A 25195-nucleotide genomic window follows, 5' to 3' on the forward strand; every position below is an offset into this window, starting at 1 on the left:
CTCTCGATTGGCCGTAAAAAACTGCAGGGTGCTCGTGGAAGGCCGAGCGATACGATTCGATTAGTCGTCGTTGGCTTCCGCTTCCTTCTTGGCGTTCAGCTTGGCTTGTTCGCGAGCGCTCGGATTGACCGACTCCTTGAACGGCACCCGAGCCACGGTGGCGTACACCGGTTCGTTCTCCTCTTCAGCGTACTCATCAGGTAGATGCACCTCGAATTCGATATCGAGATCGGCCTCGTAAATATCGTCATTGAGCGGGGCATTAGACTCTGACTGGAGTTTGTCTGCCGGTACGAAGCCAAGTCCGATGTTTGTCTCCAAGTGGGGATTCCACCATGGCGACGTCATGTAACCGCACTCCTCACCCGACTCGGGGTCGGAGATAAGCCAGAAGTCGGGTGCGTAGTCCCGGATCGGTTCGCCGGCCATCTTCAGGCCGACCAGTTTGTGGTTGAACGGGTATTCGCCGTTCTCCACCAGCTCCTTCTGTCGTTCGAGCTCTTCTTTGCCGACGTAGTCGGCTTCCTTGTCGTCCGGCACCTGGTAGCCTAGGTTAACCTGGAACGGGGACGTCTCGTGATCCATGTCCTGGCCCCAGGAGAGGATGCCCGCCGCGATACGACGGTGGTGACCGGGCGCGATCTGCATCCCGCCGTGATCCTTGACGGTTTCCATGACCGGATCCCAGACGCGCTCGGCGTTTTTCATCGCATCCTTCACGTAGATCTCGAAACCCTTCTCGCCGGAGAAGCCGGTCTGGCTCACCAGCACCGGACAGCCGTTGATTTCGGATTCCATCAGTCCGTAGTACGGGATTTCGCTGACCTCCTCGCCGACGACTTCGATCAGCACGTCCTCGGACAGTGGGCCCTGTATCTGCATCGGTGCGACGTCGATTTCGTCTATCTCGACGTCGAAATCCTTGCCGACGTTGATACCCTCCAACCACTGCATGAGCGTGGAGTCGGAGATAGAGAACCAGAACTCGTCCTCCGATATGCGTAGTAACACTGGGTCGTTCAGGATGCCACCGTCCTCGTTACAGAGGATGACGTACTTACCGTGCATCGATTCGATTTCGGTCGCGTCACGCGTGATGACGTAGTTGGTGAGAGCCTCGGCGTCCGGTCCTTTCACGCGAATCTGGCGCTCGACGGCGACGTCCCATAGTGTCACCTTCTCGGTTAGTGCTTCGTATTCGGCCATCGCGCCACCGTCCTCAGGTTCGACGAGACCACGGGGGTGATAGACGCGGTTGTACACCGTACACCGCCAAGCCTCTTCCTCGTTGAAGGACTTGTCGAAGAATGGGGATTTGCGAACGCGCGTGGAGACCAACATCTCGATACCAGGGTCACCAGTCTGACGCAAATTTCTCGGTAGTACGCGATCCGACTGGTCGACACCCGGATGATTGGGATGCTCGTTGTTCTCAGGCATACCTGTGGATTAGGTTTACAGACAGTAATAAAAGACAGTGTTAATAACCTCTGCCATTTATATACCATCGTCTATGTGACTCGTGGAGGTTGGCGTGGTCTCGTCTGTGATTACACTGATAGCAAACGAGCGCGACCCCACTTTCCAGAGATGGCACAAAGAAGAATCGGTCGGCGATAGCGCTCGAGGATGATATCGATTTTTCTCAGCGTGGGCGTGATTACTCGCTTACGAGTCATTCGTCGCAGCGACCGTCCGAACCACCGCTGCGTTCTCCGCGACATCGTGCACCCGAACCACGTCGGCCCCCCGCTCGGCCGCCATAGCGGTCACTGCAAGCGTCGAGGGGAGTCGCTCCCCGCTCCGACAGCCGACTCGCTCGAACATAGACTTTCGTGAGTGGCCCACCATTACGGGACAACCGAGCGCTCGGAACTCCGAGAGACGGTTGACCAGGTCGAACGACTCGGCCGCGTCCTTACCGAACCCACAGCCGGGATCGACGACGATCTGTTCCCGATCGATACCTGCTCGTTCCGCAAGCAAGATCCGTTCGGAGAGTTCGTTGAGGACGGCCTCGACCACGTCGTCGTACGTCCCGGTTCGGTCGGGGTCGACGGGCGCTGACAAGCTGTGCATGAGGACTAACGACGCGTCGTGGTCGGCGACGACGAACCGCATCTCCGGATCGGCGAGCCCGGAGACGTCGTTGACGATGTCGGCCCCGGCGTCGAGTGCGGCCTCCGCGACAGCGGCCTTCCGCGTGTCAACAGCGATGGGGACATCGAGCGACGAGATTGACTCGATGACGGGGACAACGCGGTCGATTTCCTCGCTGACAGGAACGGAATCAGCGCCCGGTCGCGTACTCTCCCCGCCGACGTCCACGATGTCAGCACCGGCGGCAACCATCCGTTCGGCGCGTTCGACCGCCACGTCGAGCTGGTCGTACTCGCCACCGTCGTGGAAACTGTCCGGCGTGACGTTCAAGATTCCCATCACGGCCGTCTTATCCGTGTCGAACGGCTCGTCCGGCGTCGTCCCATCGAGGGTCGTCTCGAGTTGTCGCGCAAGGTGACGTAATCCGAGTCCATCAGTTTCGATGACGGCAACCAGTTCACGGAACTGTGTAACCGTCCCCAAGAGAACCGTCGCGACGAGTTTTTCGGGAGCACCTACCTCGGAGTACACGCACGTGCCGCCGACAGCTTCGAGACGCTCGTTTACCCGCTCGGCTTGGTCGCGTCGTAGAGTGGTCCTGAGAACCCGATGATTGACGTCGTTAGCAGTTGCCCCAGGGAACTCGGCACCCGAAAGCACTGTACGTCCGTTTGCCCGCCGTCCAGGATCCTTCGGAACCACTAACCGTGTCCACCGATCTCTTGCCTCTGCGACGGCGTACAGCGAGCCAGTGACGAGCACGAAATCCGTATTGTCTGCGACGGCGAGAGCCCGCTGTGTGGCTTCCGGGACGGATTCAATCCGGTAGACCTGATCTGCCTTTCCATCGAAGGCGTCGGCCAGTACAGGAACGTCCGCAGCGCGATCGACGTCAGGACGGGTGACGAACGCGGAATCGACAACCGGAAGTTCCGAGATCATCCGTTTGTAATCTTTGTCCGCCATCGCGGCGAAAACGACGTGTAGGTCGTCGTAGTCGTAGCGTCCGAGCAGGTCACTCAACTTTGCGGCTGCGCCCGGGTTATGGGAGCCGTCGAGGACGACCATCGGGTCGGTGAGGACGATCTCGAACCGCCCCGGCCAGGTTGCCTTACGAAGTCCGTTGGCTATCGTAGGTGCATCGACCGCGGCAACCTGTCGGGCAAGGGTCGCCGCAACGCCGGCGTTCGTCGCTTGATACTGGCCAAGCAGTGAAAGGTTGGTTTCCAGTTTCCAATCGGATCCCGTGATTGATACGTTGCTCTCAACGTCGGATCGCATCCCATTCTCGACTGCGATAACGTCCTCGTCGGTTGCGCCAACCGTGATAGTATCCGTCTCCGACTGTATGGCTTCCAATGCTGCTTCGTCTGCCCCCGTGACGAGCGGTGCCCCGGTCGGAGCGACCTGAGCTTTATCACGTGCGATCTCCTCCACCGTGTCTCCGAGTAGGTCGGTATGTTCCAGGCTAACGCTCGTGACCGCACTCGCGACCGGATCGACCGCGCTGGTCGCATCGTAGCGGCCGCCGATACCGACCTCGAGGATGCCGATGTCGACGTCCTCGACACCGAAGTGGTGGATAGCGAGCGCGGTAAGAACCTCGAAGTGTGTCGGCACGTCGTCGTCCATTCGAAGTCGATCGAGACAGGGATCGATACGCTCAACGTACTCTGTAATCCGCTCTTTCGATATAATTCGGCCGTTGACGCGGATCTGTTCTCGAAAGTCGTTCAGACACGGAGAAGTGAACAATCCTACGTTCAGACCTGCAGTCCGGAGAACGCTCTCTAGCAGACACGTTGTGCTCCCTTTGCCGTTGGAGCCTGCGACTTGCACGAAGTCGACGGTTTTCTGGGGATTTCCGAAATGGGAGAGCATTCTGGCCGTTGTCTCCGTCCCGAATTCGGGGCGCCGTCGTTGTAGGGACGTCAGAAAGTCAGCTGCTTCATGATACTCCATGACACATATCCACAGCGGCGACCTGATTAACTTAACGACAGCGCCACCGAACTCGACGGCGCTCGGCCGCATCTCGCCTAGAGAACAGTCTCGATGTCGATCCGGAATCCGTCGACGATCACCTTCGCGAGGGTCGCGTCCGGACATCGGAACTATTTGACCCAGTCGGATACAATCGAACTTCGAACCACATTATGGCAGATTTTTTATATAATGAGCGACATTACATCCCCTTAGCCATCGCGAACACATCATATCCTGATTCTTTCAAATACGACAATATTCTTACCGTGATGTGCGAAACCACTAGGATGAGATGCCACCATCGGACCAGAACGAACAGCCGATTCCGACGGACTACAAGATCGCGCAATCGACCGACATGGAACCGATCTGGGAGTTAGTCGAACCGTGGGGACTCGGTCTCGACGATCTCCAGTACTTCGGCGAATACACGGCAAAGGTAAAACACAACGCTATCGACCGCCTTCGAGAGCAATCGGAGAGCAAGGAACGGAACCTCGTACTCGTGACGGGGATGACGCCGACTCCGAAAGGCGAAGGAAAGACCGTAACGACTGTCGGTCTGGGGCAGACACTGAACCACATCGGCGAGGACGCAATGATCGCCATCCGCGAACCGTCGCTCGGACCGGTGTTCGGCGTCAAGGGCGGTGCAGCCGGCGGCGGGCGCTCACAGGTACTTCCGATGGAGGATATCAACCTCCATTTCACCGGCGACTTACACGCACTCACGTCGGCGCATAATCTCATCTCGGCGATGCTCGACGCCAAGGTATCACAGGGGAACGAGTTAAACATCAACGTCAACGACGTCTCCTGGAACCGTGCGCTCGACATGAACGACCGAGTGCTTCGAGAGACGGTAATCGGTCTCGGCGGAGAAACCGGTGGGACACCGCGCGAAGATGGGTTCCTCCTCACCGCGGCTTCCGAGCTAATGGCCGTTCTCTGTTTGGCCACCGATCTCGCCGATCTCAAGGAGCGCGTTGCTCGCATCATCGTCGCGTATGACGAGGATGGGGAACCGATCACAGTCGACGACATCGACGCGACCGGCGCTGTCACGATGCTACTTCGGGACGCGATCAAGCCTAACATTGTCCAGACTATCGAGGGTACTCCCGCGTTCGTCCACGGCGGGCCGTTCGCGAACATTGCCCACGGGACGAACTCACTCATCGCCGACAAGACCGCCTTCGGGATGGGCGACTACCTTGTAACCGAGGCTGGGTTCGGTTCCGACCTTGGCGCGGAGAAGTTCATGGACGTCGTCTGCCGAATGGGTGATATGACCCCGAACGCAGTCGTGCTCGTCGCTTCCATCCGCGCGCTCAAGTACCACGGACTGGATCAATGGCCGGTGGACTACGACGAGATCAGCGAAGCTGACGTGGACGCCGTCAAGGCGGGCTTCGAGAATCTCGACAAACACGCCCGGAACCTCCAGAAGTTCGGCGTTCCGGTCGTAGTCTCGGTCAACCGCTTCCCCGATGATACCGACGACGAGGTTCAGGCAGTCCTGGATCACTGCCGGAACGACCTGGGCGTCAGAGCCGCAGAGTCGAACGTCTTCGCCGAGGGCAGCGAAGGCGGCGTCAATCTCGCTGAGAACGTCGTCGACGCAGTCGAAGACAGCGACGAGGACGACTTCGAGATGCTGTACGACGTCGACGACTCGATCGAGGAAAAGATACACACGGTTGCAACGGAGGTATACGGTGCAGAAGACGTGAAATACACCGGGAGTGCGTTAGACGACATCAAACGGATGGAAGAACTCGGCTTCAGCGATTATCCCGTCGTCATGTCAAAGACGTTCCACTCGCTGAGCGACAACTCAAGCCGGAAGGGTGCGCCGGAGGACTGGGAACTCGAAATCAGCGAGATCTACCCCTCAGCAGGTGCCGGGTTCCTGGTCGCGCTCACGGCCGACGCGCTGACCATGCCGGGACTCCCGGCCGACCCCGCCGCCGCCGACATGGACATCGACGAAGACGGCAACATTACCGGCCTGTTCTGACCAGCCGGACGACTTGTCCACAGTTCACCCAGGACACCCTGCTCTCGTTTCTGCCCTCTCCGGCGTTGCGAGCTGCCAGTGTGTCCTCCCGACCGACACTCGACACTCACCCAGTTCACCCCATGTCTCGAATCCGTGATGCTCTGGCGTTCTGTATGATCGCTTGCTTGTGGGGTCTGAGCGTGGCGGTCGTGGAAGTGGGTCTTCGCACGTTCCCCCCGTTGTTACTCTCGGCGTTCCGGTACTACGTCGCTGGCGCGCTCCTGCTAGGCTACGTGGCCGTGACGACCGACGACTGGTATCCGGAGACGCGTATGGATGTCGTTGCGGTCTGTGGCGGCGGCGTCTTCTGGATCGCCGTCGGGAACGGCGTCTGGTTCGTCGGGCAGGAGCTCACGACTAGCGTGCTCTCGGGGTTGATGATGAGCCTAACGCCCATCGCGACCGTGTCGGTCTCGTGGGTGTTGCTTCCGGAAGACCGACTGACGCTCGTTTCACTGGTCGGTCTATTCGTTAGTTTCGGCGGCGCACTGCTACTGCTTCGGCCGGCTGACACGGCCACCATCTCAGCCGCGGTAGTCGGGAAGGCACTCTTGCTCGTCGGCGTTCTCGGACTGGCAGTCGGTAGTTCGCTCATTCGATGGGCCTCGGCGTCGCTCCCGAGCACGACGCGAACCGCGTGGTCGGCACTGCTTGGTGCGGTCGTCATCCATAGTCTGAGTGTCCTCTCCGGTGAACAGTGGGGATTGAGCGTGACGATGACTGGATTGGTGTCTCTTCTCTATCTCAGTGTAGGTGCGACCGCCTTCGCCTACGTCCTGTTCTTTTCGTTGCTCGATCGTTATCCGGCGATCGAGGTCACGCTCATAACCTACCTCGTGCCTCTCGTGGCTGCGGTGGTGGGATGGTCGTTGTTCGACGAACCGATTACGAGGAGGATGGTCGCTGGGTTCCTCGTCATCGTCGTCGGGTTCAGTCTAATGAAGTACCGAGCACTCCGCAATGAACTCGATTAATTCGGGTGTTGGTACTTACCGGCCAATATCGTCTAAAACGCGTCGCCGAACCGCCCGCTTTCTCGACGTATCGAATTTCGGAACTGCCGTTTGTCATCGTCCATCACCTCGCCAACGCTCTCTCTGGTGGTCGTCGCTGTCGACGTCTCGACACCCGCATCACCTCACAGAAGTGTGTCGTGGTTACCTCGACGATTACGGCAGAGGCGTTCAGTTCGTCGGCCAATCCGGTTGCGATGTCTTGGGTCAGTTCCTCCTGTGCGGTCAGGCGGCGTGACCGCCACCGGATATAGTGGGTGAGTTTCGAGAGGTCGATGATTAATTTTGTAATATAAATTAGGCATTTTATTATAGAAGGAATCAGATCAGTAGTTTCTAGCAGGTCATTGGTTTCCGGTTCCGTCGCGCCGCCAGTTCAGGATAGCACGGTGGTTCCGAGGTGTCCCGCCGAAGGCCTGAAGGCGTCTGTCTTAAACTCCTTGTATATTTTTACCTAGTCGTTTTCTGCTATCGTCGTCATCCAGAAAAATGTATGGTTCAGACGATCTCTCTCGAGACAGCGAAGGATGTTATCGACGCGTCCGAACGAAAAGCAGAAGAGATCGAGAATCCGATGGTAATCACCATCGCCAATTCGGAGGGTAACCTCATCGCACAGCATCGTATGGATGACGCCTGGCTCGCATCGGTCAACATCTCGCGGAACAAGGCCTACACCTCGGCGGCCCTAGAGATGGCGACTGACGAGTTAGCAGAGCCGTCCCAACCCGGTGGGTCACTGTACGGACTGCAGACCACTGACGACGACCGCATCGTCGTCTTCGGCGGCGGGTATCCGTTGACGAGGGACGGCGAAGTCGTCGGCGCGATCGGCGTTAGCGGAGGTGATGTCACTCAGGATATGGAGGTCGCACAGACCGGCGTCGAGGAGTTCGAGGAAAGTTAACAGACTTGAGCCTGCCTTTTCCGCAAGCGGTATCGGATCGTCGTCCGAGTTGACGAAGATGAGCGGACAGTGTCGACGTAAACGTCGTTCAGTCCATTTTCTTCGGAATCGAACTCGTGAATCTCCTTGTCTTCGAGGTCAGGATTCAGGGTGACTTCCTCGAAATTTTCGGCGTTCTTCGGAGATTACCGTCGAGATCGTACGTACAGAGATGATGCGGACACTTGATACCCATCACATTTTCGGAGTCAGTCATCGGCATATCTTCGACTATCTTCGATCGACGGTGCGTATAGACGTTGTCAAACGCCTTGATCCTGCCATCGTGATCCCGGACGATGATCAGCTGTCGATCGCCAGCAGTTCGGGTGATTTCGTCTCCCAGTTCAGTGATACGGTTCGCGTGACCCGCCTAAACCCGATACTGTTCGAAGACCTTCTCTTTTCCATCCTCCGCCATCATCAGCGGCGGTTCGTTCGCCGTTATCGGCGCGGTCGCAATCGTCGGTATGTGCCTTGAGTTTCAGCGTCTTAAACCAGTACTGGACACAAATCCGGATCACCACTCGACTGTGAGCGGTGATCGGTCGTCGACGTTCATTGCGGACACAGACGACGACTGAGGCTGCCACAGTAGTTGTCTTCGACCCGTTTGTTAATCGGGGTTTGGTTATGTCCCTCTAATTACGTCAACCCTTCACGATCTGATAGAAACTAGCACAACAGAATACGCGATGTGAGTCGCTTCCAACGACCCGAACCCCAAACAGCACGAGAAATTTAGCCCTCCCGAAATAATCAAGGGAGCCTGGCTGTCGCGAGAACACAATACGACGAGTATGGCTGTCCGACGAAGACTGAGGATATCCGTGGGACTGCATACCGTCTTACTGCAAAACCTATTGGATCTCGCCTTGGCCCTCGACTGCGACCCTCGAACCGATGACATGGCCCAACGCATCCCTAACGAGGAGATCGACCACGAGATGTGGTTTATCGTAGTCCTCCGCTAGGAAGGCGACAGCGAAATAATCCCATCGGCGCATCGTCCGGATCGAACACAGAGACGTGCCGTACCCGACGAACAACCGGTTCAACGACTTCGCCTGATCCCACGGCCGTCCTTTTTTGAACCGAGAAGCATTATTAACTACGCTCCTACATTGTAAACCGTATCCCTAAATGGAAAAGAAGAATGGGTTCGTCAGGCGGTGATGCTCGAACAAGGGTAGACACCCTGGTACTACTCGCGTTATCGCTGTTGATGACCGTCGTTGCCGTTTCCAACGTCGGGCGTTTTGAGCACGTTGGCGTCTGTTTCAGAACCGAGAGCCTCGATACGGACGCTAGACACCTTGTACTCGGGAATGCCGGCCTGTGGGTCGAACGTTTCCTGAGTGAGTTTGTTCACTGCCCCCGCAGCGAAGTGCATCGGTATGAACAGCGTGTTCAGCCCGACACGATCGGTGACCTCGGCCTTGAGGATGATAGATCCACGTCGAGACTCTACGCGAATGTACTCGGAGTCCTCGACGCCGATCTGTTTCGCCGTCTCGGGATTAATCTCGACGAAGCTCTCGCCGACGTGGCTCATCAATCCTTCGACACGCCGAGTAATCTGGCCGGTATGCCAGTGATAGAGCACACGACCGCTCGTGAGCGTGTACGGGTACTCCTCGTCCGGGAGTTCACCAGGGTGACCGCCATCGGCGGGGACGAACCGCGCACGTCCATCGTCGAAGTTGAAGTTCCCCTCCTCGTAGTCGTAGAGGTACGGTGTGCCCGGGTGGTCTTCGTCCCAACAGGGCCACTGCAAACCGTGCTCGCTCCCTTCCTCCAAGCGGTCGTAGTCGACACCGCCGTAGATAGGAACAAGCGTGCTAATCTCGTCCATTATTTCTCGCGGGTGGTCGTAGTGCCAGTCGTATCCGAGGCGATTAGCCAGTGCCTGCGTTATCTCCCAGTCCTGTCGGGCTTCGCCTGGTGGATCCGCGCTCGGCCGAACCCGCTGGATGCGGCGCTCGGTGTTGGTGAACGTCCCGTGTTTCTCAGGCGACGTCGCCGCAGGAAGGACGACGTCGGCGTGCACGGCCGTCTCCGTCATGAAGATGTCCTGTACGACAAGGAAGTCGATCTTCTCGAGTCCCTCCTCAGCATGCTGAACGTCTGGTTCGGAGAGGGTGGGATTCTCGCCGACGACGTACATCCCGTGGAGGTTGCCCTGGTGTATCTCGGTGAACATCTCCGGCACTTTGAGGCCGGACTCTTCCGGCGGCCGCTCACCCCACGCTTCGGCGAACTTCGCACCGACTTCGTCGTCAGCCGGATTCTGATACCCTGGAAGACTCCCGGGGAGCGTTCCCATGTCCCCGCCGCCACCTTGGACGTTGTTCTGGCCACGGAATGGGGAGAGACCGGCACCCTCTTTGCCGACCTGTCCAAGCGTCAGTGCGAGGTTGGCCATCGCGAGAAGGTTTTCGGTGCCGTGGCTAGACTGGGTCATTCCCATCGCCCACCCGAATACGACGTTCTCTGCCGCTGCGAGTGTCTCGGCCGCCGAAGCCAGTTCTTCCGGTGAGACGCCCGCCAACTCTTCGACTCGCTCGGGGGTGAATGCCTGAACCTTCTGCTGAACCTTCTCGAAACCAGTGGTGTTGCGCTCGATGAACGCCTCGTCGTGGAGGTCGTTCTCGATGATGTACCGAATCAGTCCGTTGAGCCAGACCACGTCGTAGCCTGGCCTCGTCCGCGTGTATTGGTCGGCGTGCTCGGCGATGCCGATCTTCCGAGGGTCAAATACGATCAGGTTAGCACCGTCACGGACGTTCTGTTTGATTCGAGTCGCCAAGACAGGATGGGACTCTGTCGTATTCGATCCGCTAATGAGATATGCGTCAGCCCGACCGATGTCTTCGTTGATGCGGTTGGACATCGCACCGTACCCAAGCGTCTGCTGGAGTGCCGCCACCGTCGAGGAGTGACAGAGACGGGCGCAGTTGTCGATATTTTTGGTTCCGAGCACCTGTCGGGCGAACTTCTGGACGAGGTACGCCTCCTCGTTCGTGCCTTTCGAGGACGCGAGACACCCCACCGCATCGACGCCGTGTTCCTCCTGGATGTCGGTGAACTGTTCTGCAACGTAGTCCAGTGCCTCATTCCAACTGGTCGGTTCTAGTTCGCCCTTCTTGTTGCGAACGAGTGGTTTCGTTAGCCGCTTCTTGCTGTTCGCGAATTCGTGTCCGAACTTCCCCTTCACACAGGTCGAGAAGTTGTTCGCCGGCGCATCGTCCGGGTTGTCGACCGGGACGACACCGAGAGCTTGGCCATCTTTCCCCCACATCTCGAAGCGACACCCGACAGCACAGAATCCACACGTCGTCTCTGCTTTCTCGATCGAGTCCAACCGGTAGTCGCTGACTTTGCTGGCGATGTCGAACAGGTACCCCTCTGGGAGCGTATTCGCCGCGATGCCTTCGGCGGTGTGTTCCCCGACCAGCATCGCTTTCCGGCCGAGTTCGCCACCCCGGTGCTTTACCTGATCCATGAATCGGGCGAGACCGGTCTTCTCGTCCCGATCCCCGGTTTCGTTAATACCGAACGACCTGTTGGGAGCGGTCGTGTCGTCTATCGTCTCGACGTCTTCGTGTTCGATGACCTCCCCGACGGAGTTCCGTTGGGTGAACCCAGGAAGGGGAATCGTCCCGACCCCGTCGATGCCCTTCTCGGTTAGCGCGCCAGTCGGACAGACGGTTGCGCAGTGGCCACAGGAGACGCAATCGGAGTCGTCCATCGTCTCAGCGTCGGACTGGAAGCCGATCCGGGTATCCTCGCCGTGCCCTTCGATTCGAAGGACACCCTCGACTTGGACGTCGTTACACGCATCGACGCACCGATTACAGAGAATGCACTTGTTGCGGTCTATTTGGATGAACGACGAGGAGTCGTCAATCGGTTCGTACTGGTCGCGGTCGTCGAAGACCCCGTACCGCGGGTGATCGACGTGCTCGCTGATGGCTGCGTCCTGCAGCTCACAGCGGCCGTTACCGTTACAGGTCGTACAGCGGAGATTGTGGTTCGAGAGTACGAGGTCGAGGTTGACACTACGGCATTCCTCGGCGTCTGGCGAGTCCGTCTGCACGGTAAGTCCGTCTTCGGCCGGGAACGAACAGGCGGGGACGAGGCCGTGTGTTTCCGTCTCAACCATACACGTTCGACATTCGCTCCGGGGGCCGATCTGGTCGCTACAATCGCCTTCACGGTCGTAGTAACAAAGCGCTGGCACGTCGGCGTCATCCTCGACGCCGTCCGTGCCCGAGTCAACCGTTACAATCTCGTCGCTCACGGATTGCATCGCGTCAATGATGGTCGACCCTGTCGGAACGGTCACTGGTTCGCCGTCGACTGTTACTGTTATCGGTGTGTCATCATCGGTGCCGACGTCTGGATCATTCGCAGTGCCCGTCTCGAACTCGGCCGTAACCGGCGTGTCCGGCCGCGGGTCGGCGACGTCCGGTACGCTTGGGAGTGGATCGTCAGTGCTCATAGTTTCTCCGTACAGGTATCGTTGTGACAGCGGCCATCGGCGTGTGCGCGGAATTCCAGTTCAAACTCGTCGATGGCAGTCGTCACAGGTCGAGGTGCGTGAGTCCCAATCTGGCAGTTGCTCGACCGGCTCATCACTCGACCCAGTTCCAGAATTTTGTCGGTTTCAAACGACCCCTGGTAGACATCACGCAGTAGTTCGACGAGTTGCTTTGTTCCTTCGCGGCCGGGAACACAGCGGCCGCTGTTCTCTGTTGCGGCGAAGTTCGCTCGCTTGCCGGCAGTCGCGACAGCACACCGCTTTTCGTTTAGCAGTTCGACGACTCCGTCGGTGCCGACGCCGGCAGCACGCAGGGAGCGTGCGGTCGGAGCGATGTCGAGATTTCGGGTGATACCACCGAGAATGCCGCCGACGCAGGCCATCTTGAACTTGCCCGTCATCTCGACGGCGTCCAGTGTCGCCTCGAGGCTGCCGTCCGACGCCAGTTCGATAATCGCGGGGTTTGCAACGTCACCCGCGACGGTGACCAGTCGGGTTCCGGGGTCGGTCTCTCCCTCGTCGAACGCGTCCGGTTTCCGGATGGCACGCTGAACCTGGGCGAACGTCCGGGGCGTGTGAACTACCGTCGGGCGGCCGTAGAGCCCGTATTCAGCGGGTGGCGGCGGCTGGAGGCGTGGCTCGATGCGGTCGGCGCCTTCCAACGCTTCAAGTGCAGCCGTCGGCGCGCCAGCACGGTACTCGTCGGGGCCAGTCACCAACTGCGGAACGACCGGTAGTTCCTCAGTGACCGCGTCGACGACCTTCCGAAGGGTTCGATGCAACTCGACGTCCGTCTCGTTCAGGTAGAGGACGGCGTCGTCGGCGCCGACGTACTCCGCGACGGCAACTAATCCGTCGAGGATCGACATGGGCGCACCGGCGAGCAACGTCTTGTCCGCCCGCGGCGTGTCACTGGACTCGTTCGCGTTTACGACGACGACCGGATCTCCCTCTGTCCTTCGAGCCGTCTCCCAGACGTCGGCGACTGGCTCGTCCGCGGCGGCGTCACCGCGCCCACGGCCGAGGAGTCCAACGTCGGTTACCGCTTTGGCTGTCTGCTCGGTTGCGACGAAGGATCGCTTAGTCAGATTCAGCGGATCAACCCACCCACACGCGCCGAGCACTGACCGCTGGCCGACCGAGAACGGCTCGACGTCCGGAACCGGTAGCGACGTAGTTTCCGGGTCGTGGTCGACGACTGCATCCGCACCGTTCGTCGGAACCGACCCGGCTTCTAGCGTCTCGACAAGGGTATGAACAGCCGACGATTTCGGGTCGGCGAAGAAGGCCGTTCGTCCCGATTTCGTCGCCATGACGAGTGGGTCGCTCTCCGCGATTCCGGTCGGCCCCGTTCGAACTACTGGTACCGAGTCGGCAGTATTCTGTGCCGTGGTCATAATCTGCTCACTCTCGTTCGTCGCCACAGCGGTCGCGACACGAACGACCGGTGAGCGGCCGATTGCACCGATAACTCGATTCATGACATGAGATGTTGCACTCTGGAGATAAAAATCCCATAGCCTCTGCTCGATGTTAACCACGTAGCTACGAAGTAAGGCTTAGTACCGGCAGTCGAATACTCGCGCCACAATCAGTCAGTTGGGTGGAATGTCGATTGGAGAGTGATACTCTTGATTGGCTGAACACGGTACCCCCAACCCTGTCGGTCGATCAAAGAGGTTAGAAACCTCTATCCCGGTGTCGAATGTGATGGCAAACCCACGATTCGAGGAAGTCAAGGCCGATGCATCGACAGCGATCACCGACGAGGAGTTGCGTTCGGTATATGCGGGTATCGTCCACGAGGACGGCCGTCACGAGTATTACTTCGGTAACGACACCGGGGCAGAGGCCGAACTCCGTGAGGCCGCCGCGGTTCAACTCGGTATGATGTTACGTGTGCTCGCTGACCGCTCGAACAGCAGTATCGAGGAGATAACTGACCTCGCCGTTGAGCGTGCCGAGCAGATGGAACTGCGGTGAGCAGGCGCGACTCCCCCGTACGTGCGGGTGTTACTCTTTCGTCGCGATGGCCTCTATCTCGATCGACGCGCCCTTCGGCACTGCATCGACACCGACGGCGCTCCGTGCCGGCGGATCGTTTTGGAAGAACTCGCTATAAGCTTCGTTGAATTCGTCGAAGTCGTCGATATCGTCGAGAAAAATGGTCGTCTTAAGAACGTTCTCGAACGCGAGATCCTCCGATTCGAGGATTGCCTCGACGTTTCTGAGACACTGCCGTGTTTGTTCGACGATCGACCCGTCGAGCAGCTCGCCGTCGGTCGTCAAGGGCAGTTGTCCGGCCGTAACGAGAACATCGCCGTTGGTCGTCGCCTGACTGTACGCGCCGACTGCTGCCGGTGCATCGTCGGTACTGATGATGCGCTTCATGCCCAAGCCTATTCACCCGATCCGGTTAAATATCGGCTCTAGCGCCGGAACAAACTCATCTCAACAAATATTTTACTAGTTGTGGAAGAACGCTGATTCCCTTTTCCTCCGGCGGTTGTTCTCGACAGTCGATCGATGACGATAATCAAGTCCGGAGCGACGCCGATGGCACTGTTTTCGTTCAGAATCGATGCAACCTCGTTCGCCGATGGTCGAAACGACCGCCGGAAAGAGAAGCGTGTGGAAAGCGGTTCGTCTAGCGACTCAGACGTTTGCGATCGACGTACAGAAATTTTCCACGATGTGCTTCCCGGCGTCGGTCAGGATACTTTCGGGATGGAACTGTACGCCGACATGGGGGCGTTCGACGTGTCTAACACCCATCACGACGTCTTGCTCATCGTTGGTGTAGGCCGTCTTTGTCAGTTCGGACGGCAGCTCTCCGTCGTGGATGGCCAGCGAGTGGTATCGACCGACTTTGAAGGGATCGTCGACGCCATCGTACAGTCCGATTCCGTCGTGACGAACCTCGGATTGCTTCCCGTGAATAACTTCTGGAGCGTGTGTAACTTGCGCGCCGTGTGCCGCACAGAGCGCTTGATGACCCAGACAGACGCCGAGGGCGGGGTACTCAGTCTCGGCGAAGACGTCGATCGAGACACCAGCTTCGTCCGGCGTCCCTGGGCCGGGGGAGACGACGATGCCATCCGGATCCAATTCACGAATGCCTGCCACGTCGATTTCGTCGTTGCGCCGCACCGTGACATCGTCGAACTTACCGACGTTCCGCGGCGACGCCAAAGAGCCTGCCGAGGCACTCGCCTCGGCAACGTACTGGACGAGATTGTAGGTGAACGAGTCGTAGTTATCGACGATGAGTATCATCGGGTTCCCTCCATCGGGTCGGCGGTATTCCCGACAGCGAATGACCCGTCTTCCCCCAACGCCTCGTCGACTGCCGTTAGGAGCGCCCGGGCCTTGTCCAGTGTCTCCTGGTACTCTTTCTCCGGAATCGAGTCGTAAACCACGCCGCCTCCGACGCGCAGTCGGTACTCGCCGTCGTGGTGAACCAGAGTTCGGATGGTGATGTTCAGCGTTGCCCTGTCGTCGAATCCGAAGACGCCGATACTTCCGGTGTAGGGCCCACGACGAGTCGTTTCCACCTCGTCGATTATTTCCATGGTCCGGGGTTTTGGAGCACCTGTGATAGTGCCCCCCGGGAATACGGCCGCGACGGCGTCGGCTATGCTCGCGTCGTCACGCATCCTCCCTTCGACGAGCGAGACGAGGTGCATCACTTCAGAGTAGCGGTCAACGCGGCGGTACTCCGTGACATCGACGCTCCCGCTCTCGCTTACTTTCCCGAGGTCGTTGCGTTCTAAGTCAACGAGCATCGCGTGTTCGGCGCGTTCTTTCTCGTCGGTGCTGAGATCACGTTCCAGCTCCGCATCCTCGTCGGGCGTGTCCCCACGCGGTCGCGTCCCGGCGATGGGTTCGGTAAGCAGTCGATCCCCCTCGACGTCCAGCAGCAGTTCCGGACTCGCACTGACGAGGTCGATATCCGGGAACTCCAGCAGACCGGAATACGGCGCGGGATTCACTCGTCGTACCGCATCGAATGTTTCGACCGGATTGATCGCCGCACGTGCCACCAGTCTATGCGAGACATTCGTCTGGAACGTGTCGCCGTCCCGGATGTACCGTTTGATCGTCCGAATACGATCGACAAATGCCGCCTCACCACATTCACTCTCGAATGTCGCCTTCCGGTTCGTGGTCGGGTGGGGCTGAACGTGATTCTCCCCATGCAACGCTGCCTCAGCGAGTGCCGTCGCCTTCTCCCGGCCTTCTTTGTAGGCCGCCACTGGTGACTCTTCGATGTTGGGACACGCAGTCACGTGTACCTGGACATCGCCGTCGGGTGAATCCTCCCAGGCAGCAACGCAGTCGAACACCCCGAGCTGGAGTCGCGGGAGTCCATCGCAAACCGTCGTCGCCGGCAACTCCTCCAGTTCCCGCGCGATATCGTAGGACAACCACCCGAACGCACCACAGGGGTATGGAACATCGCAATTCCCGCGAACGAGCTGTTCGCGGTCGAGCAACGAGTCGATTGCTTGGATGCTGGAACTAGTATCGTCGAGAGGAATTGCGTTCGCGTTCACTTGCAGGCGCTCGACGGGCGCGACGCCAAAGTAGCCCCACCCCGACTGCCCACCGGTGGTTTCGAGATAGAATCCGTCGGTATCGGGCTCGCGGACGCGGCGATATGCCTCGAACGGATCCGAAACGGTGATGCACACTTCGACCGGTACCCGAGCCTCAGATGATGCCGATGCTGCGGCCTCCACGAACGATTCTTCTTTCGTAACGACATTGATTCCATTCATTTGAATATGATTACCTTTATCAGAGCCGATGTGCAGTCCTCGACGCTGTTATCTATACCTTGCAATAGTTCCGACAAAAACCTTGTGCGGGTCCTCGATATGGAGGCCATCGTGTTGATTTAACCGCGAATAGACAACGATTTCAGGATGAACATTTGTCTTCACTTCAAGGGGTTAACTATTCCTCGTGCTTAACTATATCATCCAAGTCCGAGATTGGAACCGATAGTGTACTGGGCAGAAGTATGCCCGCGAACAGCGCATCGGTATCCGGGCCTCACTCGAACGATGCCGAGGACGAGCCCGGACAGCACCACTCACGACAGCAACCACACCAACAATGACTACGATAATCGATGGTGATGAGATCGCAGATCAAATCAGAACCGACGTGAGAGAATGTACACACCAATTGGACGACAGGGGTGTGACGCCAGGTCTAGCGACAGTGCTAATGAGTGGCGACGGAGGGAGCGAGACGTACGTCTCGATGAAACAGCAAGCCTGCAAGGAAATCGGTATCAAGGGAATCCACCACGAGATTGATCCAGACGAGCCAGCGGAAGTTCTGTTTGACCGAATCGACCAATTGAACGAGGATCCAACAGTCCACGGCATTCTCGTCCAGATGCCCGTTCCCGACCACGTCGATAAGCGAACGGTTCTGGAGCGCATTGACCCGATGAAGGATGTCGACGGCTTTCATCCAGAAAACGTCGGACGACTAGTTGCAGGAAATGCCCGTTATAAACCCTGTACCCCCCACGGTATTCAGATGATACTGGCGGCCTGTGATATCGATATTGAGGGGAAGGATGCTGTCATCGTCGGCCGGTCTGACATTGTTGGCAAACCGATGGCGAACTTATTCATCCAGCGAGACGAGGGTGGCAATGCGACGACGACAGTTTGTCATTCCCGGACGGACGATCTCGCCGCAAAGACTCGCAATGCCGACATCGTCGTCGCCGCCGCCGGAGTCCCCGAGATGATAGACGGCGAGATGCTCTCGGAAGACGTAACCGTAATCGACGTCGGTATCACTCGCGTCGACGCCGACACGGAGAAAGGATACGAACTTGTCGGCGACGTCGATTTCGAGAGCGCCAAGAAGAAGGCGAGTGCCATCACGCCCGTCCCCGGTGGCGTAGGACCGCTCACCATCGCGATGCTCATGTACAATACCATCAAAGCGGCGAGTCTACAGTCGGGTGTGCCCGTCGATCTCCCATAGAAACAAAGCCACACTTCAGTAAGTTACCACGCCCTTCAGGGCGTGGCATTCAGCGTGGACTCCCGTTCTAACCCGTTATCAGGGTAGGCGAATACTCGCCATTCACGTTCAACATTTTCCGCCTTGTAGTCATTATGACGCGCCGTAGCCGCGATAAATATGGTTCGCGGTACCAACGACAATGTGACACTCCATGGCCACTTCTCCAAGGCAGATGTACTCCTCCAGCATGACAATCTGGAATACCACTGACGGACTGTGTTGTCAGCGTGTTTCGACGGCACCACATTCCGGACAAATTATCTCGACTGTGGCTGTCGACCCCGTCTGTTCCTTGATGACGTTGTAACTCTCCCCACACTGCTTATGCATATACACTTGGTGATCTGCGTGATCGTCCAACAGGATATCGTCGTCCTCGTTTGCTAGCACTATTCCACGACAGTAGTAGCATTCACCCGTCATAGATTTAGTATCGCAATTCATCGTGAAATATGTATCCCCGGCTAAACAGGAGACGGCCTCCGACGATTGTGTGAACCAGGCTAGAAATACCTCATCGCTACCCTATAGTTAGCATTTACAACTATGGGAGCCAATAGAGACCGTCACTATGCAATACAGTTATACTGGCGACGCACACCGGCGACTATTCGCCTCATACGAGGATGACACGAAGCCATTCCCGACACAGACTCCCATCGGGTTCCCGCGGTGTGAGTACAGATGTGATGAGGTCAACATCTTGAAGCAGCTGTTCTTCCCGACGTGCTGGAACGAGGATATGGAGATAATCCGCTCGTACCCGGGTTTCCTCGCGATACTGGTTCAGCGAGTCGCTCTACGCAGCGGAGGAGGCCGAGTACGCCCGCGAGCTGACCGAATATGCGAAGACAGTATCTGGTATCGACATACATCCGGGCGCCACAATCGGCGAATATTTCTTCATCGACCACGGAACCGGCGTTGTCATTGGCGAGACAGCTACCGTCGGAAAGTGGGTTCGTATCTACCAAGACGTGACCCTCGGAGCACTACACTTCGAAGAGGACGAAAGTGAGGAACACAGACTGAAGAAGGGCTACAAACGGCATCCGGCCATTGGTAACCACGTCGTTATCGGTGCTGGCACAAAGGTACTCGGAGCTATTACTGTCGGGAACCACGTTAGCATCGGTGCCAACTCGTGGGTTACCGAAGACGTCCCGGACAGCACGAAAGTGTATATCAGCGATCACCCGACCCAAGAGCGAAAGAACACCGATTAATTCTGGTTGATAACGCGATTTGCCTGAATGCAGGCGCTAAGGCCCCTTCCTCAAGGAGCGAGCACCGCGAGCGAGTAGGGAGGGATACAGCGTTCACAAGAGCTTTGCTCTTGTGCGCGGACGAGACGCGAAGCGTCTCGTCAACGCCTGCGGAGACTGCGCTCCCGACGGACACGGTTGTGTCTGCAAAGCGCGTCCTCGAAGCAGGAAGCCCCGTCCGCAGCGAGGCCATACGGCCGAGTAGGGCGGGGTAGTTCACTTGCCGATCTTCATCGGATAGGTCTCCTTTCTGCGAAGGATATTTTTCTACTCCTTTCCAAGAATGTATCTGAGACTCATGACAGCCACAACACTAATGAGGGGACAACCACTCGCGGAGGATCTGCGCACAGGAGTCCGTGAGGATCTCGCTACGCTCCGAGACCATGGCATCACACCGACGCTAGGGACTGTCCTAATGAGCGATGACGATGCGGACAAGGCGTTCATGAACCGAAAGCACGAACTCTGCGAGAAAGCCGGGATTCCGACCAAGCGGGTCGATATTCCGCCAAACGAGTCGGCAGAGGAACTCTATCGTACGGTCGAACGGCTGGGTGCCGACGACGACGTGACGTCGCTGTTCGTACAGGTACCACTCCCCGACCACATCGAGGCTAGTGCGGTCAGGAACCGTGTGCCTCCGACGAAGGATATTGATTGTTTCGCCCCTGAGAATCTTGGACGCCTCGTCGTCGGTGACCCGTGGGTGACGCCTGTCACACCTGCTGCCGTCTTGCAGCTTCTTGCGGGCTACGATATCGAGACCAGGGGAAAAGACGTGGTCGTAATCGGCCGGAACACCGCTATCTGCAAGCCGCTGGCAAATCTGTTTCTCGCCCACGGCCCAGGCGGGGATGCGACAGTCACAATATGTCATACAGCGACGACGGACTTAGCAGCTAAAACCCAAAGAGCCGACATCCTCGTGACAGCTGCTGGTGTACCGCGACTGGTTGACGGGGCGATGATCTCGGATGGAGTCTCGATAATTGACATTAGCGTTAATCGAATTGATCTCGACACGGAGAAGGGATATGAACTCGTCGGCGACGTCGACTTCGAAAGCGCGAAAGTAAAGGCAAGCGCTATTACGCCTGTCCCAGGCGGCGTGGGCCCGCTTACACTCACACTAATTCTGCGCAACATCGTTGACGTTACGGCGAGACAGGCAGGCCTCAAGGCGGCGCTCTTAGAAAGTGACAGTGAGCGGTGTGATTGGGCTTGGAGTCAGTGAAGGTGTTTCAGAGGTAATTTAAAGGCAATGCTATTTTCTCACATATCATTAAGTTGTTCCAGCAACATCCGGTGATTGGGTTCCGTGACTGCCTGGGCTCGTAGCTCATGTCCCATATCGCACAACGGAGCCCTCCTCGGGATGCTAGTGGTCGTGTAGACTACTGCACTCACTTTCGTTCCGATAACCACTTCGGTTGACATATGTTCAGCCAGCCAGTATTCCAAATAGATTTCAGACATTCATTATAGCTGTCCACCCAAAATCAGTGATGAGACGTTAATCGAATTGCTCGTCGTTACGTATTCGGCTGATGTCTGGTTCCGTCGGTTAGGCGATAAGCGAGACATTGGTGTTTGAGATGCACATCAGTTTCCCTGGAATAGTGAAAGCCAGAACTCAATTCATTGGCCAGCTTTTACGTTGTGTTCTAAAATTCTATGGTAGAAACGATGTAGATGCTCCATAATAGCTAGAGAATATGAAATATACTACAGTGATGGATCGCCATCCATTACACACATAGAGATGTAATGTTATTCAGTTGCTCCCCACCTTACATCCGTTTTGATTGCAAAGTTTCCAAATGATGTGCTTCATTATAAATTATCATCTCAGCTATGGCAAGCCCAAATATTATTTTATTATCATATCAGTCGCCAGTTCGCCAAGGGCCAGACGTTATATATCACGAGATCGATGAGGAAATCCATCGATCTCGTTTTCGAGAGGAAGTGCTGCTTGATCGTCACGTACTGCCCTTCAATCTCCATATGTTGGTCGTACTGAGCGATCAACGCTTGCGCCTTCCCAGGAGACTACACACGTGAACTGCCGTTGAAAATCCGTTACTAAGTAATTTGCTTTGTCTAATGACGTGACTACACCAACTACTTAGTGAAACCAACAAGCAGCGGGAAGTGATCTAAGCAATGGTGAACTTTTCAGTCGTCGCACACGCAAGCGTACCGTTTCACAACCTTCGTTCCTCCCGGATTGGGAATGAAGCATTCCTCAACGACTTCCGAAAAACGATTAGGATAAGTGCCCGGACAGCGCCAATCTTATTACCCGGCTAACTGTTATTGTCACACCACATGGATAGCTCAACGATTTGGAACTCGGTCGGGTACCAGCTAGCGAATGCCTCGAAACGTCAACAGAATTATCTCATCGCAGCGCTCGACAAATTGGGCCTACAAGGAGGACAAGAACTCGTTCTTGCTCAACTGGCAGAAACCAATGGTTGTTCCCAGTCCTATTTAGCTGAAGCCCTATCTGTAAAACCTCCATCAATCACCAAAGCTGTACGGAAGCTCGAAGACGCCAACCTTATCGAGCGCCGCCAAGATCCGAACGATGCGCGTGTTCAACAAGTTTTTCTGACGCAAGAGGGTGAAGATATGATTGACCCGATTGAAGCGTGCTGGAATCGCGCAGAGGATGCGATGCTGGATGGCTTCACGACTGAAGAACGGCTGCTGTTACGGCGAATGCTGATACAAATCCAAGAGAATATCGACATGCCATACGAGAACATTAATTGACGAAAATATTTCTCGGATAATTATTACTGATTGGTTTTTTCATACTCCGATAATAGCGTTGTGGGGTCGATAGAGAACAGCATCAAAAGGAGTAATAGATCAATTGACCGTATTCTCTATACAGAGACAGCTTTTCTCACCTGCTGGAGAGGGGGAACGAGAATAGCAGACACTGCTAGAGAAAAGGGATGGCCTCGATCCTGGGAAAATAGTTAGCCGAGTAAATTTTAGCCAGCTAAAGATAACGAAACACAGCTTCCAACTTCGTACCGCTTGGGGAACCAGAAGACCGACGATGGCTCCCCCTGACATCCTCCCGTGCCTGAAGACACGGGAATCCCGATCGCGGTTGGGATATTAGGGTTCGCGGTGACTAACCTATTCTCGTGGGGTGAAAACGCCCGCACTGCGGTCGAACAAGTGAACCGCTGGCTGTGCTAACCAGCCGGTACTCCTATCTCCGCCATCACAGACGAGACTCGGAGTTACTTTTTGTCGAATGTTCTCAGCACCGTTCATATCGACATTCACCGCTATATCGCAGACTTCACAAACGTACAACCCGCGTTCAACACGCTGATCGACATCTGTCGTACTGCAAACCGAACACGACTTCGACGTATTGCGTTCTGACACCAACTCAACCTCGATACCTTCGGCTTCAGCCTTGTAGTCAAGGAGGGTGGTGAAACGGTCGAACGCCCATCCGTGCAAGTCGAGATTGCCGTGTTTACCCCAATTTTGTGCGTCACCGTCTTCGTCGTCCCGGATTCCTCCGAGGTCACCCACAACGATTGTTCCGACACGTCTTTCAAAACATTCGGCAACGATGTGTTTCGTGAGTGTATGAAGGAAGTGCGACCGTCGGTCGGTTCGTTTGCGGTTAATCCGCATTCGCTTCCGAGAACGGGAATCGTCACACTTGGCTTTCTCTTTCCCGAAGTAGTATTCGTATTCCTTCAGGAAGTTGCCGGGAAACAGAATCGACTCGCCGCCGAACGAAAGGGCGACGAAATTACAGATGCCGAGATCGATTCCGGCTGTTTCGTCACCCGGTGGTTCGGGGTCTATCATTGTTCGACAGATGAATTGAAGCCGCCATTCATTAGCAGTGTTACAACTCCCAAGATTGCAGAGAGACTACGTTACCCAATTTGAGGGGATTTACCTATCATATGGAGGCGATTCAGGGCGTCCATATCGCGAAGATGACACTCCGATGACTATATTTATTAGGGTTCATTCAGGCAGAATTCTCAAGGTCGGCAGTTTGGGCGAGTCAACCGATTATCCGTGACCTGCCTGACTTCAGGTAACGTAGTTCAGTATATCATCATACAATTTATAAACAGTGGTCGTGGGGGTAATCACCGCTCTCCGGAGCACGGTCGGGACACGGGGATCATGGAATCGTCCTCGAAGATGAAACCTAGTAAAGTGAAATCGCCGCCGTACGGAGTTATTTGGTGATCGGATTCGAGGGTCACGTATTGTCGATTACGGACGTGTCGGCCATTCCGGTAGAGATGGCCGTCAAACCGCTCGAATCGGAACTGGGGCTCGCACCCTACGTGAGCAATCACGATAGCGTCGAAACAGTGACGCGAATGCTCGTCAAAGTCAAGACGGACGAGGACGTGACTGGGTGGGGCGAGATGCTCGTCGGGATGAAATCCGCCGCGGTGACGAAAGCAGTCGTGGACGACGTAATCGCGCGCCCGATCTCGTCGGCCGTGAGGTTGGTCAAATTCGCGACTTCGTGGAGTCGTCCTAATTCCCGTACGTGAAAGTTCGGCCGTTTCTCGGTGCCGTCGAAACCGCACTCTGGGACGCATTTGGCAAGAAAGTCGGCGTTCCCGCCATTAGCTGCTCGGTGGCAAGACCCGCGAGGTGGTGCCGTGCGACCTGTCTCGGCATCCTCGGTCCAGAGGAATCGCGCGTCTACGCCAAACGGGCGGTCGAATACGGATTCTCGACGTTGAAGACGAAAGCTGGGGCGAATTGGCACGAAGATGTCGAACGGATTCGTGCCATGCACGACGGAGTACGGCAAACTGGAGTTTCGACTCGACCTCAATCAGAGATGGACGTTCGAGGACGCCGTCCGCGTCGCCACCCGACTCGAAGAGGAGGGGATTTTGCTCCAGTATTTGGAACAACCGGTTCGAATCGACACCTACGGAACGTACGCGTCGCTCCGGAATCGCGTTCGAACGCCATCTGTCCGGGAAGCATCATCACCGACGCGTCGAGCGAGAACTTAACCACCGATGGATCGGTTCGGGAGGTGTGGCTGAACCAGTATCCCGTCGGTCGATTCGGACGCCCCGAGGACGTTGCCGCCGCCACGTTCTATCTCACCTCCGCGGACGCGTCGTTCGTCACCGGCACCGAACTCGTCGTCGATGGCGGCCTCACCGCCGGTCTCGACTAGCAGTT

The 25195-nt window shown here is 56.8% G+C and carries 19 protein-coding genes and 2 pseudogenes; 10 read left to right on the top strand and 11 right to left on the bottom strand.

All coding sequences use genetic code 11. The features are described 5' to 3' along the window. Nucleotides 1-60: 60 nt before the first annotated feature. Nucleotides 61-1440, bottom strand: a complete 1380-nt coding sequence (locus tag ACN2TU_RS15340) for an aminomethyltransferase family protein (RefSeq protein ID WP_435156562.1) — start codon at nucleotides 1438-1440, stop codon at nucleotides 61-63. 228 nt (nucleotides 1441-1668) lie between these two features. Further along, nucleotides 1669-4062, bottom strand: coding sequence for a dihydropteroate synthase (gene folP, locus ACN2TU_RS15345; RefSeq protein ID WP_435156563.1), 2394 nt, complete (start codon nucleotides 4060-4062; stop codon nucleotides 1669-1671). A gap of 316 nt (nucleotides 4063-4378) precedes the next feature. Between folP and ACN2TU_RS15350 the strand changes: the two genes are divergently transcribed. After that, on the top strand, nucleotides 4379-6106 hold the full coding sequence (locus ACN2TU_RS15350) for a formate--tetrahydrofolate ligase (protein ID WP_435156565.1): 1728 nt from the start codon (nucleotides 4379-4381) through the stop codon (nucleotides 6104-6106). Between the two features lie 155 nt (nucleotides 6107-6261). Further along, complete coding sequence (locus tag ACN2TU_RS15355; RefSeq protein WP_435157045.1) at nucleotides 6262-7122, top strand: DMT family transporter; 861 nt, start codon at nucleotides 6262-6264, stop codon at nucleotides 7120-7122. A gap of 103 nt (nucleotides 7123-7225) precedes the next feature. Here the strand turns inward: ACN2TU_RS15355 and ACN2TU_RS15360 are convergent, their stop codons facing one another. Then, nucleotides 7226-7504: a GTP cyclohydrolase I gene (locus ACN2TU_RS15360; RefSeq protein ID WP_435157046.1), complete on the bottom strand. Its 279-nt coding sequence runs from the start codon at nucleotides 7502-7504 to the stop codon at nucleotides 7226-7228. A gap of 150 nt (nucleotides 7505-7654) precedes the next feature. Here ACN2TU_RS15360 and ACN2TU_RS15365 point away from each other — a divergent pair, with 150 nt between their 5' ends. After that, a complete protein-coding gene (locus ACN2TU_RS15365) occupies nucleotides 7655-8068 on the top strand; it encodes a GlcG/HbpS family heme-binding protein (RefSeq protein WP_435156567.1) in 414 nt (137 codons plus the stop codon). Nucleotides 8069-8213: 145 nt separating this feature from the next. Here ACN2TU_RS15365 and ACN2TU_RS15370 read toward each other — a convergent pair whose 3' ends face one another. From ACN2TU_RS15370 to ACN2TU_RS15380, 3 genes are all read right to left on the bottom strand, one after another. After that, nucleotides 8214-8462 (bottom strand): Rieske 2Fe-2S domain-containing protein, encoded by a 249-nt coding sequence (locus ACN2TU_RS15370; RefSeq protein ID WP_435157047.1) that lies wholly within the window; start codon nucleotides 8460-8462, stop codon nucleotides 8214-8216. An 858-nt stretch (nucleotides 8463-9320) separates the two neighbouring features. After that, a complete protein-coding gene (fdhF, locus tag ACN2TU_RS15375) occupies nucleotides 9321-12611 on the bottom strand; it encodes a formate dehydrogenase subunit alpha (protein WP_435156569.1) in 3291 nt (1096 codons plus the stop codon). Further along, complete coding sequence (locus ACN2TU_RS15380; protein WP_435156570.1) at nucleotides 12608-14131, bottom strand: NADH-ubiquinone oxidoreductase-F iron-sulfur binding region domain-containing protein; 1524 nt, start codon at nucleotides 14129-14131, stop codon at nucleotides 12608-12610. Before ACN2TU_RS15380 ends, fdhF begins: the two co-directional genes overlap by 4 nt. Before the next feature lie 229 nt (nucleotides 14132-14360). Between ACN2TU_RS15380 and ACN2TU_RS15385 the strand changes: the two genes are divergently transcribed. Next, complete coding sequence (locus ACN2TU_RS15385; protein ID WP_435156571.1) at nucleotides 14361-14633, top strand: DUF8113 family protein; 273 nt, start codon at nucleotides 14361-14363, stop codon at nucleotides 14631-14633. A gap of 30 nt (nucleotides 14634-14663) precedes the next feature. On the opposite strand, the gene ACN2TU_RS15390 is transcribed toward ACN2TU_RS15385, so the two are convergent. The 3 genes from ACN2TU_RS15390 to ACN2TU_RS15400 form a co-directional block, all read right to left on the bottom strand. Further along, entirely contained in the window at nucleotides 14664-15041 is a 378-nt protein-coding gene (locus ACN2TU_RS15390) for a Rid family detoxifying hydrolase (protein WP_435156572.1), read from the bottom strand. Between the two features lie 264 nt (nucleotides 15042-15305). Beyond that, entirely contained in the window at nucleotides 15306-15926 is a 621-nt protein-coding gene (locus tag ACN2TU_RS15395) for an anthranilate synthase component II (RefSeq protein ID WP_435156574.1), read from the bottom strand. After that, nucleotides 15923-17431, bottom strand: a complete 1509-nt coding sequence (locus tag ACN2TU_RS15400) for an anthranilate synthase component I family protein (protein WP_435156575.1) — start codon at nucleotides 17429-17431, stop codon at nucleotides 15923-15925. The genes ACN2TU_RS15395 and ACN2TU_RS15400 overlap by 4 nt, the downstream gene beginning before the upstream one ends. A 340-nt stretch (nucleotides 17432-17771) precedes the next feature. Between ACN2TU_RS15400 and ACN2TU_RS15405 the strand changes: the two genes are divergently transcribed. Next, nucleotides 17772-18665 carry a bifunctional methylenetetrahydrofolate dehydrogenase/methenyltetrahydrofolate cyclohydrolase gene (locus ACN2TU_RS15405; protein ID WP_435156576.1) on the top strand — a complete coding sequence of 298 codons (894 nt, stop codon included), beginning with the start codon at nucleotides 17772-17774 and terminating at the stop codon, nucleotides 18663-18665. Between the two features lie 264 nt (nucleotides 18666-18929). Here ACN2TU_RS15405 and ACN2TU_RS15410 read toward each other — a convergent pair whose 3' ends face one another. Continuing rightward, entirely contained in the window at nucleotides 18930-19130 is a 201-nt protein-coding gene (locus ACN2TU_RS15410; protein ID WP_435156577.1) for a hypothetical protein, read from the bottom strand. A gap of 319 nt (nucleotides 19131-19449) precedes the next feature. Between ACN2TU_RS15410 and ACN2TU_RS15415 the strand changes: the two are divergent. From ACN2TU_RS15415 to ACN2TU_RS15425, 3 genes and pseudogenes are all read left to right on the top strand, one after another. Continuing rightward, a pseudogene (locus ACN2TU_RS15415) lies at nucleotides 19450-19933 on the top strand (serine O-acetyltransferase); the annotation flags it as partial. Between the two features lie 355 nt (nucleotides 19934-20288). Further along, complete coding sequence (locus tag ACN2TU_RS15420) at nucleotides 20289-21209, top strand: bifunctional 5,10-methylenetetrahydrofolate dehydrogenase/5,10-methenyltetrahydrofolate cyclohydrolase (RefSeq protein WP_435156578.1); 921 nt, start codon at nucleotides 20289-20291, stop codon at nucleotides 21207-21209. 1097 nt (nucleotides 21210-22306) lie between these two features. Continuing rightward, the gene (locus tag ACN2TU_RS15425) at nucleotides 22307-22756 is read left to right on the top strand and encodes a MarR family winged helix-turn-helix transcriptional regulator (RefSeq protein ID WP_435156579.1); all 450 of its coding nucleotides are present in this window, start codon (nucleotides 22307-22309) and stop codon (nucleotides 22754-22756) included. A 378-nt stretch (nucleotides 22757-23134) separates the two neighbouring features. On the opposite strand, the pseudogene ACN2TU_RS15430 reads toward ACN2TU_RS15425, so the two are convergent. Then, a pseudogene (locus ACN2TU_RS15430) lies at nucleotides 23135-23863 on the bottom strand (RNA-guided endonuclease InsQ/TnpB family protein); the annotation flags it as partial. A 359-nt stretch (nucleotides 23864-24222) separates the two neighbouring features. On the opposite strand from ACN2TU_RS15430, the gene ACN2TU_RS15435 reads away from it, so the two are divergent. Together ACN2TU_RS15435 and ACN2TU_RS15440 are read left to right on the top strand one after the other, a co-directional pair. After that, a complete protein-coding gene (locus ACN2TU_RS15435; RefSeq protein ID WP_435156580.1) occupies nucleotides 24223-24543 on the top strand; it encodes a hypothetical protein in 321 nt (106 codons plus the stop codon). Beyond that, nucleotides 24540-25190: an SDR family oxidoreductase gene (locus tag ACN2TU_RS15440; RefSeq protein WP_435156581.1), complete on the top strand. Its 651-nt coding sequence runs from the start codon at nucleotides 24540-24542 to the stop codon at nucleotides 25188-25190. The genes ACN2TU_RS15435 and ACN2TU_RS15440 overlap by 4 nt, the downstream gene beginning before the upstream one ends. Nucleotides 25191-25195: the final 5 nt, after the last annotated feature.

Source organism: Haladaptatus marinus (assembly GCF_051194195.1).